At 68.6% G+C, this 12,439-nt stretch carries 13 protein-coding genes; 5 read left to right on the top strand and 8 right to left on the bottom strand.

Translation table 11 applies throughout. The annotated features are described in order from the left end of the window. The first annotated feature begins 7 nt into the window (after window positions 1-7). The gene (locus AB0O93_RS13440) at window positions 8-928 is read left to right on the top strand and encodes a class C sortase (RefSeq protein ID WP_363344153.1); all 921 of its coding nucleotides are present in this window, start codon (window positions 8-10) and stop codon (window positions 926-928) included. A 155-nt stretch (window positions 929-1,083) separates the two neighbouring features. Continuing rightward, window positions 1,084-1,539: a hypothetical protein gene (locus AB0O93_RS13435; RefSeq protein WP_363344151.1), complete on the top strand. Its 456-nt coding sequence runs from the start codon at window positions 1,084-1,086 to the stop codon at window positions 1,537-1,539. A 64-nt stretch (window positions 1,540-1,603) separates the two neighbouring features. Here the strand turns inward: AB0O93_RS13435 and AB0O93_RS13430 are convergent, their stop codons facing one another. The 4 genes from AB0O93_RS13430 to hisD form a co-directional block, all read right to left on the bottom strand. Next, window positions 1,604-2,941 carry a DUF222 domain-containing protein gene (locus AB0O93_RS13430; protein WP_363344149.1) on the bottom strand — a complete coding sequence of 446 codons (1,338 nt, stop codon included), beginning with the start codon at window positions 2,939-2,941 and terminating at the stop codon, window positions 1,604-1,606. 115 nt (window positions 2,942-3,056) lie between these two features. Next, a complete protein-coding gene (locus AB0O93_RS13425) occupies window positions 3,057-4,502 on the bottom strand; it encodes a cytosine permease (protein ID WP_363344147.1) in 1,446 nt (481 codons plus the stop codon). A gap of 67 nt (window positions 4,503-4,569) precedes the next feature. Continuing rightward, on the bottom strand, window positions 4,570-5,394 hold the full coding sequence (locus AB0O93_RS13420; RefSeq protein WP_363344145.1) for a nitrilase-related carbon-nitrogen hydrolase: 825 nt from the start codon (window positions 5,392-5,394) through the stop codon (window positions 4,570-4,572). A gap of 43 nt (window positions 5,395-5,437) precedes the next feature. Then, window positions 5,438-6,772: a histidinol dehydrogenase gene (gene hisD / locus AB0O93_RS13415; RefSeq protein WP_363344143.1), complete on the bottom strand. Its 1,335-nt coding sequence runs from the start codon at window positions 6,770-6,772 to the stop codon at window positions 5,438-5,440. Window positions 6,773-6,881: 109 nt separating this feature from the next. On the opposite strand from hisD, the gene AB0O93_RS13410 reads away from it, so the two are divergent. Next, window positions 6,882-7,790, top strand: coding sequence for a LysR family transcriptional regulator (locus AB0O93_RS13410; RefSeq protein WP_363344141.1), 909 nt, complete (start codon window positions 6,882-6,884; stop codon window positions 7,788-7,790). A gap of 39 nt (window positions 7,791-7,829) precedes the next feature. On the opposite strand, the gene AB0O93_RS13405 is transcribed toward AB0O93_RS13410, so the two are convergent. Then, window positions 7,830-8,594 carry a nucleoside phosphorylase gene (locus tag AB0O93_RS13405; RefSeq protein WP_363344139.1) on the bottom strand — a complete coding sequence of 255 codons (765 nt, stop codon included), beginning with the start codon at window positions 8,592-8,594 and terminating at the stop codon, window positions 7,830-7,832. Window positions 8,595-8,826: 232 nt separating this feature from the next. Here AB0O93_RS13405 and AB0O93_RS13400 point away from each other — a divergent pair, with 232 nt between their 5' ends. Beyond that, the gene (locus AB0O93_RS13400; RefSeq protein WP_363344137.1) at window positions 8,827-9,576 is read left to right on the top strand and encodes a MerR family transcriptional regulator; all 750 of its coding nucleotides are present in this window, start codon (window positions 8,827-8,829) and stop codon (window positions 9,574-9,576) included. A gap of 134 nt (window positions 9,577-9,710) precedes the next feature. Beyond that, window positions 9,711-10,286, top strand: coding sequence for a nucleotidyltransferase family protein (locus AB0O93_RS13395; RefSeq protein ID WP_363344135.1), 576 nt, complete (start codon window positions 9,711-9,713; stop codon window positions 10,284-10,286). A gap of 26 nt (window positions 10,287-10,312) precedes the next feature. Here AB0O93_RS13395 and AB0O93_RS13390 read toward each other — a convergent pair whose 3' ends face one another. Genes AB0O93_RS13390 through purS form a run of 3 tightly spaced genes read right to left on the bottom strand, consistent with a single transcriptional unit; the run spans window position 10,313 to window position 12,246 of the window. After that, window positions 10,313-11,239 carry a 2-hydroxyacid dehydrogenase gene (locus AB0O93_RS13390; protein WP_363344133.1) on the bottom strand — a complete coding sequence of 309 codons (927 nt, stop codon included), beginning with the start codon at window positions 11,237-11,239 and terminating at the stop codon, window positions 10,313-10,315. A gap of 54 nt (window positions 11,240-11,293) precedes the next feature. Next, window positions 11,294-12,001: a phosphoribosylformylglycinamidine synthase subunit PurQ gene (gene purQ, locus AB0O93_RS13385; RefSeq protein ID WP_363344131.1), complete on the bottom strand. Its 708-nt coding sequence runs from the start codon at window positions 11,999-12,001 to the stop codon at window positions 11,294-11,296. Next, window positions 11,998-12,246, bottom strand: coding sequence for a phosphoribosylformylglycinamidine synthase subunit PurS (purS, locus tag AB0O93_RS13380; protein ID WP_236967772.1), 249 nt, complete (start codon window positions 12,244-12,246; stop codon window positions 11,998-12,000). The genes purQ and purS overlap by 4 nt, the downstream gene beginning before the upstream one ends. Window positions 12,247-12,439: the final 193 nt, after the last annotated feature.

Here is a 12,439-nt window from a genome sequence, read left to right as displayed (position 1 = left end):
GTCGACGATGCGGGATTCTCCCGTGTCGTCGACCCCTTCCGTGCTTCCGCTGCGACGAGATCGTCGACGGGCGAGGTGGCGGCTGCCCCGTCTTGCTCTCTTCTTCGCGCTCGGAGCGCTCCTTGGCGTGGGGCTGCTGATGTATCCGACGGTCGCGGCCTGGTTCGCGCAGTACGTGCAGTCCCAGGAGATCGGCACCTACTCCGATCAGGTACGCGATCTCGGGGCGGACAGCCTCGAAGCGCAGCTCGACGCGGCTCGCGAGTACAACGCCGGTCTCGTCGACGGGGGCGCCGAGATCGCGTCGAACGAGCGGCTGCCGCTCGCGAACGTTCCGGATCAGTCGAGCGAGTACGCGGAACAGCTTCGGTCGGACGCGACCGGCATCATGGCGCGTCTGAAGATCCCGTCCATCCGCGTCGATCTGCCGGTCTATCACGGGACCAGCGAACAGGTCCTCTACGAGGGCGTCGGGCACCTGGAGGGCACGGCGCTGCCGGTGGGCGGGGCGACGACGCACTCGGTTCTCACCGCTCACCGCGGTCTTGCGACGGCGGAGCTGTTCACGAACCTCGACCAGGTAGAGGTGGAGGACACCTTCACCATCGAGGTGTTCGGCGAGGTCATCTCGTATCGCGTGATCGACACGCAGGTGGTCGAGCCCGAGGACACCGAGTCCCTCGTTCCTGTCCTCGGCGAGGATCTGGTCACGCTCGTCACCTGCACGCCCCTCGGGGTAAACAGTCATCGCATCCTCGTCACGGGGGAGCGCATCATTCCGACACCGCAGGGCGACCTCGACGGCGCCGGTGAGTTTCCGGATATCCCGACCTTCCCGTGGTGGATCGTGATCCTTGCTGGGTCGTTCGTGCTCGCGGCCGTGTACGTCTGGTGGTCTGGTCGGCCGCGCCGGAGCGCTCCGGAATAGTGGCGGGGCTTTCCGGCTATCGGCGAGGAGGGATGGAGCGGATGCGCTGGGAGATGCACCTGCCGGGGGCGCGAGCGGTCTGGGTTCTTGCGCCCGTGGCGTTCGGGGTTTTCGCGGTTCTGACGCCTCTGTTGCCCGCTCGAATGGGGGCGGACGTGGTGCTTGCGCCCGCAGCGCTGCTGCTGTGGGTCGTGTGGGTGCTGTGGGCCTACCCCGAGGTGACGTACCGCGATGGCGAGTTCGTCGTTCGTAACCCGCTGCGGATCGTGCGGTTCACCGCCTCGAGTGCCGTGACGGTATCGGGCAGCGGTGTTCCGCGATTTCGCCACGGCTCACGGTCGATCCGTCCGGTGGTGATGCTGGTGTCGCCGGGCGGCGCGATGGACACACTTCGCGCGGGGAAGGGCGTCACCCGAGGTGTCAACACCGTTCGGATGGAAACGCTCGCGCCCGGTCACGATGTCGATGAGAAGCGCGGCGGAGGAGTGCTGCGCACGATGATGGAGCGCGCCGGCGACCGCCCTCCCGGGTGGGTGCAGACGTGGAACCTTCCGGGGTCCGCCCTGACGCTCGCTCTCGTCGCCTGGGCGGTCACGGCCACGCTCCTGTGAACAGGGCAGACGCTCGCGCCATCCGGTCGGATGTTGATTGGTCGATCAGGTGCGATCGCTCCACTTAGAAGGGTGCGGGGTCGGGCGGCGGTGCGCCGCCACCCTCATCCGGCGGTGGTGCCCCACCTCCGGACGGCATGAATCTCACCAGTGGCGCCGGCGGATGGTCGATGTAGACCCTCCCGGTCGGTGAGGTCCATTCCAGAACCCCGCCCCCGAGTTGTCGGACGCCCCAGGAGGTGAATTGCTTCATCGAATGGTGTCTCTGGCAGAGATGACAGAGGTTCCGGACGTCGGTGGGGCCGCCGAGGGCGTAGTCGAAGGTGTGATCCACCTCGCAGCGGATCGCGGGCCGTCGGCACCCCGGGAACCGGCAGTGCCGGTCGCGTGCCTTCAAGAATCGCGCCATGGAGGCGGTGCGCCGGTATGAGTCGGTGCACAGCACCTGCCCCGTCACGGGGTGCACGACGAGGCGTTCCCACGTGGGGACGGCGCCAGCCAGAGCCCGGGCGGTGGCCGGGTCGATCGGAGCGGAGCCGACGAGGTCAGCAGTGGTGGTGTCGTTCGCCGGGTCGTCATCCCGACCGAGGAGAGTCAACGCGGGAACGACGACCTGCACTTTCGCGCGGATCATCCCCAAAGTCCCGTTGCCGTCCCCGTCGATGGTGGGGTCTGCCAGGGGTGAGCCGGTGAGGAGCATGTCGCAGAGGATGTCCGCCCGGATCTGGTCGCGGGTGCGTCCGTCGGGGTCGGCGTCGATGATCGTGGAGGCTTGTTCGTTGAGCCGGTCATCGATCGCTGCGGCAAGGATCTCGGGGACGACGGCGATGAGAGCAGACATCGCATCCCCGACCGACTGTCGCCCGACCCGTCGTTCCTTCCGGGCCTCGACGTGCCGTTCGGCCAGGGTGCGGGGGTGCAGCTCCTGCGCCAAGTGATCGAGGCGATCCTTCACCCGACCGACGCTCTGGCCCACACACATCTCCGCGGCCTGGGCGTCGAACTCCGCCCGCGCATCCCGGGGCAGCACGGTCCCGCACCGGAGCACGGCGGTGGCGTGCCCGCGGGTGATCCGCCCCGCCTCCCACGCCGCCAACGTCACGGGGTAGCACTCCACCCATTCCACCGCCTGGCTGATCTGCGCCTGCATCGACCGGTCCGTGGTGAACGTCACCCCGGCAAGTTCCGCGGCGACGGAACGGTAGACCATCTCCTGCGACCGCACCGACGCCGACTGACGCCGCGACACCCGCTCCGCGATCGCCCCGGCACGGGCCTGGTTACGGACGTTGCCGACTTCCATGGCGCCGAGGGCCAGGGTCATGGCCTCCGCGTAGTGCGCGACCTCGTCGAGTTCGGCGAGGTCTTCGTCGCTGAACTCGATCAACCGGCTCGTATCCATGTTCGAAGACTAGCGATAGCCTCCGACATTAAAGACGAAGATCTCATCTATGTGGAAAAGTGCCACTAGAGAGCAGTTTGACGGGCCCTCGCCTCGGAGGCGAGGGCCCGACGGCTCAACGTCCCGCCTGACCGAAGCTCACGGAACGGACGCCGAACTCGGCCCCCTCCTCTGCGGCGAGATCGCGTTCCCGTGACAGGTCGAGACCCCGTGCGAGGAGGACGTAGGCGAGCGCCGACGCCCCGAGCCCGACGAAGAGTGCGATGTCGATGCCACCGATCGCTTGTGCAATCGGTCCGACGAACCAGGTTGTGACGACGAACGGCACCATCGCGAGGATCCCGATGAGGTAGGACGCGATGCCCCTCCATCCCCACGCACCGTAGATCCCGTTCGGACGGAACATCTCGGCGATCGCATACGTGCCACGACGTACGAGGTAGTAGTCGACGAGATTCACTGCCGTCCACGGGACGAGCACATACAGCAGGACGACGAGGAAGCTGCCGAACGAGTCGAGGAATTCGCCGGTCGAGAACACCGCTCCCAGGAGCCCCGCGAGTCCGACGATCGTGCACGCGACGACGCGCGTCGTGCGCGTGGGCCGCACCTTCGCGAACGAGTCAGCGACGGTGATCAATTCGATGCTGGCCGCGTAGATGTTGATCGTGATGACGGTGATCAGCGCGGGAAGGGCGCTCCACAGCAAGACGAGTCCGAGGCCGGGAAGCAGGGCGTCGGCAGTCGCAGCGATGGCCCCTACAGGATCCGCGTCGCTGAAGAGGGAAGCGACGAACGCCCCGAGCGCCATGAGCCAGCCGGCACCGACGATGACTCCTGAGGACGTGTAGAAAAGCGCCTTGCGCGGGCTCGTCTGGGGCGGGAGGTAGCGGGAGTAGTCGGAGACGTAGGGCGCCCAGCCGAGGGCGTACGCAGCGGCGGCGGCGAACTGGACGAGGAAGGCCGGCCAGTTGACGTCCCCGACCGCAAGCGTCCCTGCGGGCAGCGGAAGGGCGACGACGGCGACGACCGTGAACACTCCGAAGGTGGCGAGGAAGAGCCACGTCAGCCACTTCTGAACGCGGTGGATCCAGTGATAGCCGACGATCGCCAGGGTCAAGGCGAGAGCCGTGATGAGGATGTACCACCCGGCGCCGGCGTCGATTCCGGTCGTCATCGTCAGCACGTCGCCGGCGAGCAGCTGATTGAAGATGTTGAATCCCACGATGCTGGCGATGACGATCAGGCACACCAGAGCGACGCCGCGATAGCCGAACTGCGCCCGCGACTGGATCATCTGAGGGAGGCCTAGCTGAGGGCCCTGCGCCGAGTGGAACGCGGTGAACACCGTTCCGACGCACACGCCTGCGATGATCGCGACGAGGGAGACCAGAAGGTTCGCGCCCATCGCCACGCCGACCATGCCGGTCGCGAGCGTCGTGAGGTTCGCGTTCGACATGAACCATAGGGAGAACAGGCTCGTGGGCTTGCCGGTCCTTTCGGACAGCGGCACCCAGTCGATCGACTTCACCTCGATGCCCGAGGTCGTGGGCAGAGCCACTTGCGTCTGTCTGATTTCGGGTTGCGGGTCGTTCATCATGATCCTTCTCGGGTGTGGGGCGAATGGCTCAGTAGATGTCGGGTCTGCGATCCCGGAACAGGTCGTTCCACGGGCCGAGCCCTTTGTGGCCGGGCGTGATGTCGAGGACGGCCTCAGCGTGGCCGTCGGTGGCCTCGGCGACGACCCAGCCGTCGCCGTCGATCACGGCGGTACCGCCGGTCCAGCTGACGCCGCGCTCCGTTCCGTGACGGTCGGCGACGACGGTGGGCAGCCGCGACGATCGTGCGGCCGCCATCGCTTGCACTGTCTCAGGTGGGCGTTCTCCGCGCGGGCGAGGAACGAGCGGCCAGTTCACCGGCAGCGCGAGCATTTCTGCACCCCGGAGCGCGAGTCTTCGTGGTACTTCGGGGAACTCGTTGTCGTAGCAGATCGCCATGCCGATTCGTCCGATCTCGGTCTCGACGACGATGCCCGCCGAGGGCCCCGGGCGGAAGATGGCCGATTCGGCGCCCCACAGGTGCGACTTCGCGTACACCGCCTGGATTCCCGCCTGGGTGATCACTGCTGCGCTGTTGAAGAGGTCATCACCGTCACGTTCACAGAACCCCACGACGGCGACGGTTCTGGGACCGATCGCGCGGGACAAGGCGGCCAACCGTGCATCGCTTCGTGTCATCGCGAGTCCCCAGGCCTCTGCGCGATCGGCGAAGACGTAGCCGCTCGTGGTGAGCTCAGGCGCGACGACAAGTCGGGGAGCGTCGTCGGCACCGGAGCCGATCGCGTCTGCGACGCGGGCCAGGTTGCCCTCGGTATCGCCGAAGTGGATGGTCGGGCTGAGTGCGACCGCGCGGACCTGATGCGACGTGGTCTTGCTGCCGTCGGGGTGCTCCATGGTCTGTCCTCCGTCCTGACGCGGCGGCGGCCGCGTACTTCCGTCACGTCGTGCGTGCCGGCTCCCGATATGTCGCCAGGCGCATCGTCGCCGTTGCGCTGTGTGCGGCCATGCCCTCCGAGTCCGAGATCACCTGCACAGCGTGTGCAAGACTCGGCGTCGCTTCGCGCGAGATGCGCTGCCATGTGAGCGGTTTGAGGAACCTCGATACGGAGAGGCCGGCGCTGTGCTTGGCGCCGCCGGCTGTCGGGAGCACATGGTTGGTTCCGGCCATGCCCTTGTCGGAGTACGCGACAGTGCTCCACTCGCCCAGGAAGATCGAACCGTAGTTGCGCAGGTTTTCGTGGTACCACTCATCATCGGCCGTGATCACCTCCAGGTGCTCGGGCGCGAGGTCGTCCATGAGCGCGACGGCGGTCTCGCGGTTCTCGGCGACTGTGATCGAGCCGTAGTCGCGCCACGCCGGACCGGCGATCGACCCCGTCGCCAGCACCTGCAGCTGGCGCTCGACGGCCGCCTGCACCGCTGCGCCGTGGTGTTCGGATGTCGTCACGAGCGCCGCCGGCGAGTTGGGGCCGTGCTCCGCCTGGCCGAGCAAATCGGCCGCGACGATCTCAGGGTCTGCTGTGTCGTCGGAGATGACGGCAACCTCGGAGGGCCCCGCGAGGAGGTCGATCGCCGCGGTTCCGAACAGCTGACGCTTGGCCTCGGCCACGTAGGCGTTGCCCGCGCCGACGAGCATGTCGACGGGGAAGTCCTCGAGGAGACCGAACGCCATCGCGGCGAGAGCCTGCACGCCGCCGAGCACGAAGACGTGGTCCACCCCCGAGACGTGCGCCGCGTAGACGACGGCGTCGTTGGCGCGCCCGCCGGGCTGCGGCGGCGTGCACGCGATCACGGAGGGAACCCCGGCGGCCTTCGCGACACCGACCGTCATGAACGCGGATGCCGTCAGCGGAAAGCGACCCGCGGGTAGGTACGCCCCGACTCGGGAGACCGGCACGTAGCGAACACCGGTGGTGAGCCCGGGTTCGAGTTCGGTGGAGAAGTCGATCAGCTTCGCCCGCTGCGTGTCGGCGAATGCCCGGGTGCGGGTGGATCCCAGTTCGATCGCGGACCGCAGGTCGGGGTCAAGCCGGTCGCCGCTGCGCGCGATCTCGGCGCTCGAGAGTTCGATGTCGCCCCCGTCGTAACCGTCGAGCGACCGGGCGTAGTCGCGTACGGCATCCATCCCACCCTTCTCGATGGTGCGAAGCATCTCCGTGACGGTCCGGATGACTTCCGGCTCTCGCTGGGCCGCGGGCGCATCGATACCCGGGGTCTTGAGGTGGAGGAAAGAGCCGTTCAGCTGAGCGAGCAGTCGAGGGGAAAAGCGCATGCGAGAAACAGTAGGGACGCGTCATGCTCCCCCACAAGCCCGTTGAGTACGGTGCAAATCACAAGGTTTCCCTATACTACGCAGAAATCCAGATGAAAGCGGGCATGCCATGACCCTCACGCAGCTGAAAGCGTTTCTCGCAGCGCTCGAACGAGGCAGCTTCACCGCTGCGGCGAAGGAGCTGGACTCGACGCAGGCCTCGATCTCCGAGCTGGTGGCGAGGCTGGAACGAGAACTTGGACTGAAGCTTTTCACGAGGGGCGGTCGGCGTCTGGTCCCGACGGCGGCTGCGTTGGAGCTCCGCGAGCATGCCGTTCAAGCGGTCACCGCCATCACCAACGGTGTCGATGCGATCCGCGCCCTCGCGTCGCTGGAGGGGGGCACCTGCACATTCGGCGTGCTGCGCAACGCTGCCTACTACGACCTCTCCGACCTCGTGCAGCGATTCCACGAGCGCCACCCCCGAGTCAGGGTGCGCCTGGTCGGCCTCAACTCGTCACTCGTGGCCGAGTCGGTGGCTGCCGGCGAGATCGAGGCGGGTCTCGTCGTCCTCCCCGTGATCGACGAGGGTCTCGAGGTCAAGCCGCTGTTCCGTGACGAAGTCGTCTACGCCTCCATGCACCGGCATCCGGATGACGGACCGGTGACGATCGAGGAAGTGGCGCGTGCGAAACTCGTGCTCTACGACGCGTACGCCGGATGGGACGACCCGACGCGTCGCCAGCTGCTCGAGCGTGCGCGCTTGCGCGGACTCGTGCTCGACCCCGCCATCGAGGTCGAGCACGTCGAGACCGCGCTCAATCTCGTCGCCACCGGTGCGGCCGACACGATGGTCTGCCGCACGATCGCCGAGGGCTCGTCGTTCCCCGAGGGCGTCCACGTCACGCCGTTCGCGGAGCCCATGTACGACACCGTCGCGCTCGTATGGCGGGCGGGGGAGTATCTGTCGCCGGCCACGCGCCGGTTGGCGGAGCTCGCCGAAACCACGTTGCTCGCCAAGGTCGAGCCTGCGGCCTGATCGTCCCTGTTCAGGTCACCGCAACGGGGCAGCTCGCGCTCAGAGCTCCAGTTCGACCGCGGTCTCCAGCGCCGCCTCGATCGACCGCATCCAGCCGTCGGACAGCGCCGACTTGACGCCCGAATAGAGCGAAGCGCCGTCGATGAGGTTGCTCGAGCATGCGCATACCATCGCGGCGCGCAGGCCCCGCAGGCGCGCCACGATGAACAGGGCCGAGGCCTCCATCTCGACGTTCAGGATGCCCATGCGGTTGAGCTGCTCGATCCACTCCGGGGTCTCTGCGTAGAACGCGTCGTCGCTCACGCCGATGCCGCGGTGCGAGGTGGTTCCGGCATCCGTCGCGATCCGTTCCGAGTGACGCGCGAGTGCCGTCGTCAGCTCGAGGTCGGGGACGGCGGGGAAGCCCTTCGGGAGGTAGGCGTCGGTGGTGCCGTCGTTGCGGAAGCTGCCCTCGCTGACCAGCAGATCGCCGGGGACGATGCCTGGCTGCACCGCGGCCGAGCTGCCGACCCGGATGAACGAGGTCACGCCCACGCGCGCGAGCTCTTCGACCGCGATCGCCGTGGAGGGGCATCCCATTCCCGTGGAGGTCGCGGTGATGTGACGGCCCTTGTACCAGCCGGTCATCGTGCGGTGCTCGCGGTTGTGGGCGACCTCCTTCACGTCGGTGAGGAACTCCGCGACGAGCGGAACTCGGAACGGGTCGCCCGGCAGCAGTGCGACGGACGAGACCTCTCCGGGTGCGAGGGCGACGTGGTACTGGCGGGTGTTGACGCCGGCGGTGGATTTGTCGACGGTGGCCATGGCTTCTCCTGTGGGTCTGAGACGACGGAATCGTCGCAGTCCCCGCCCTGCCCGCCGGGGGAGTCCCGACCGGCGGCCATGGTTGATAGGACGCGCGGATGCCGACGCTACCGCCGTCGTGTTACGGACGTGTTCCAGCCATTCCCCCGGCGCACGCGTACACGACGACTTGACTCTGCCGCAGCGTCAACCGGCAGAGTGAAGGCATCGAACGCGCGCTGAGGAGGAGACCGTGACGGAGTGGGCGATCAAGGACCTCGCTAAGGCGACCGGCCTCACCAGCCGAGCGCTGCGGCACTACGAGCACGTCGGGCTGCTGCATCCGTCGCGCGTCGCGAGCAACGGGTATCGCTTCTACGGCGATGCCGAGGTCGCGCGGCTGTACCGGATCCTGTCGCTTCGTGCGCTGGACCTCCCATTGCCGACGATCCGGCGTGCGCTCGATGACCAGACGACCCTCCCCGACGCGATCGAGGGCCACCTCGCTCTCCTCGAGGCGCGGCGAGAACGAATCATGGAACAGATCGCCGATGTCCGCCGCGTGCGGGACGCGGTGAGGAAAGGACGAATCATGCCCATCGAAGACGTGTTCTCCGGAGTCGACGACAGCCGCTACGAGGAGGAGGTGCGCACCCGTTGGGGTGACGCGGCGTGGGAACGCTCCGCGAAGCGCCGCGCCGAGATGAGCGAGGAGGAGCGCGCCGAGGACGACAAACGGAGCCTCGACATCAACGCCGCTCTGCGCGCGGCCGCCGATGACGGGGAGGCGCCTGACAGCCCCCGATTCCCGGAGCTGATCGCCGCCCACCACGGCTGGGTGACCGAGCAGTGGGGTGGGAAGGTTCCGAACCGCGCGGCGTACACCGGCTTGGCGGAGATGTACGTCGCCGACGAGCGCTTCGCCGCGGTCTACGGCGGAGAGGCGAACGCCGCGACGATCCGCGACGCGATCCGCATCTGGGCCGCCACCTACCTCGCCTGACGTCCCGCCCCCCTTCCCCAGACGCCGAGACTGCATCCTCCGGTCGAGACTGCACGCCGCGCACGCAGTCTCGACCGGAGGATGCAGTCTCGCGGCCAATGGGAAGGGCGGCGGGCGAGGGGTAGCGTCGAGGGGTGGATCAGGTGGGGGTGGTGCTCGCGGCGGGCGCGGGGACGCGCTTCGGCGGGCCCAAAGCCCTCGCCCGGACGCCCGACGGCGAGCCGTGGGTCGCACGCGCCGTCGCGACTCTCACGGAGAGCGGATGCCGGGAGGTCGTCGTCGTCCTCGGCGCACGCGCCGACGAGGCGCGGCCTCTTGTTCCCGAAACGGCGACCGTCGTCGTCGCCGCGGACTGGGCGGAAGGGCTCTCCGCCTCCCTCCGCGCGGCCCTGCGCGCGCTCGGCGAACGACCGACGGATCGCCCGGCGGACCGCGCCGTCATCGTCCCGGTCGACACCCCCGACCTCCCGATCGCCGCCGTCCGACGCGTCGTCACGGCATCCGTCGCCACCGGCCCGCAGACGCTCGCCCGCGCCGTCTGCGCCGGCCGCCCCGGGCATCCGGTCGTGCTCGGCCGCGCGCACTGGCAGGAGCTCGCCCGCACCGCGCACGGCGACCGCGGCGCAGGCCCGTACCTCCGCGCGCACGCGGCGATCGAGATCGAATGCGGCGACCTATGGGACGGCGCCGACATCGACCACCGCTCCTGACGCAACGCGACCCCGGCAAAGGCGGCTCAGCCGCGCAGCACCACGTTGAGCGGCTCCTCGCCGGCGCGGAGCCGGTCGATCTGCTTCCGCACCAGGCGCGCGATCCGCGGAGTCATCGCCGACGAGGCGCCTCCGACGTGCGGGGTGACGAGCACACCCGCGAGCGACCAGAGCGGATGCCCCTCCGGCAGCGGCTCGGGATCGGTGACGTCGAGGGCCGCGCGCACGCGACCGCGCTCCACGTGAGCGACGAGGGCATCGGTGTCGACGAGCGATCCGCGCCCGACGTTGACGATGAGCGCACCGTCGGGGAGAGCGGAGAGGAAGGCGTCGTCGACGAGCCGGTAGGTGCTGTCCCCACCGGGGAGGGTGAGGATGACGATCTCGGCGTCGCCGAGGAGCGCCGGCAGCTCGTCCACACCGTGCACCGGCATCCCGTCCTCGACGCGGGCGCGCGACGCGACGACGGTGAGGTCGACCTCGAACCCGGCGAGCCGCGCGGCGACGGCCTTTCCGACGCCGCCCCAGCCGAGAAGCAGCACGCGTCGGTCGGCGAGGCTGTCGGTGAAGACCGACTCCCAGCGCCCCGCGGCGGTGTCGACGGCGAAGCGGTCGATACGACGCTGCGCGGCGATGGCGAGCCCGACCGCGAGCTCGGCGGTGGAGGTCTCATGGACGCTCGCGGCATTGGCGAAGACGTGGCCTGCGGGCAGGAGGTCTTCGACCCCCTCGTAGCCGATCGACTGGCTCTGGATGAGCCCCGTCTCCACGCCCTCGAGACGTGACAGTACGGTCTTCATCGACATGTACGGGGGCACGACCATGTCGAGCGCCTCGCGCGGGGCGGGCCCGTCCATCGGCCACACCAGCAGCTCGACGTCGTCGGGCAGCTCGCCCAGGTCGGCGGCGAGGCGGTCGGAGGGCACGGTCACGACGATGCGGCGGGAAGTCACCTGCCCCACGCTACCCGCGGCCGTCCCCCGCGATGCAGGTCGCGACCGCCCGGCTCAGACCGCCGCGGCGGCGAGGGCGGAGATCGCGGAGGTGAAGAACGGCAGGCCGTCCACGCCCGAGCGCATGGCCGCCGGGGTGTTCGGGCCGAAGCCCGCCTCGACGGCGTGTTCGGGGTGCGGCATGAGGCCGACGACGTTGCCGCGGTCGTTGGCGATCCCTGCGATGTCGCGGAGCGACCCGTTCGGGTTCACGCCGAGGTAGCGGAACGCGACGCGTCCTTCGCCCTCCAGGCGGTCCAGTTCGTCCTCGGACGCGATGTAGCCGCCGTCGGCGTTCTTCAGCGGGATGACGATCTCCTGACCGTCGGTGAAGTCCGAGGTCCACGCGGTGTCGGCGTTCTCCACCAGCAGACGCTGGTCGCGGCGGATGAACTGCTGGTGCGCGTTGCGGATGAGGCCGCCGGGGAGGAGGTGCGCCTCGACGAGCATCTGGAAGCCGTTGCAGATGCCGAGGATCGGCATCCCCTTCGCGGCGGCATCCTTCACCTCGGCCATGATCGGTGCGAGGGCGGCGATGGCCCCGGCGCGGAGGTAGTCGCCGTAGCTGAAACCCCCGGGGAGGACGAGGGCGTCGACGCCCTCGAGGTCGTGCGATCCGTGCCACAGGGCGACGGGCTCGGCGCCGGCGATGCGGATCGCGCGCTGCGCGTCGCGGTCGTCGAGGGAGCCGGGGAAGGTGATGACGCCGATGCGCGCGGTCATTCGACGACCTCGATGCCGACCACGTCCTCGATGACGGAGTTGGAGAGGATGTCGTCGGCGATGCGCCGCGCCTCGGCGAGGATCTCGTCGGTGACCTCGCCCTCGACGGTCAGTTCGAAGCGCTTGCCGATGCGGACGTCGGTGAAGGCGTCCTTGCCGAGCCGCGACAGTGCGCCCGAGACGGCCTTCCCCTGCGGGTCCAGAAGTTCGGCCTTGGGCATGACGTCGACGACGATGGTGGGCATGATTAAGGCTCCGGATGTCGCGGGCAGGGGTGCGCCCAGTCTACGGCCGCGGCCCTCCCGACCGCGATCGTGCGACGAGCCTAGTCGGATCATGATCGTGACCACGCTGTGATCGCACCGTGACCAAAAACGTGGGAGCGCTCTCTTGACATCGTGGGAGCGATCTCATAGCGTGTGATCACGTTCGGTGGGA

It is taken from the genome of Microbacterium sp. NPDC077184 (assembly GCF_040687055.1).
GTDB lineage: Bacteria > Actinomycetota > Actinomycetes > Actinomycetales > Microbacteriaceae > Microbacterium.
This window is presented reverse-complemented; position numbering and strand designations above follow the sequence as displayed.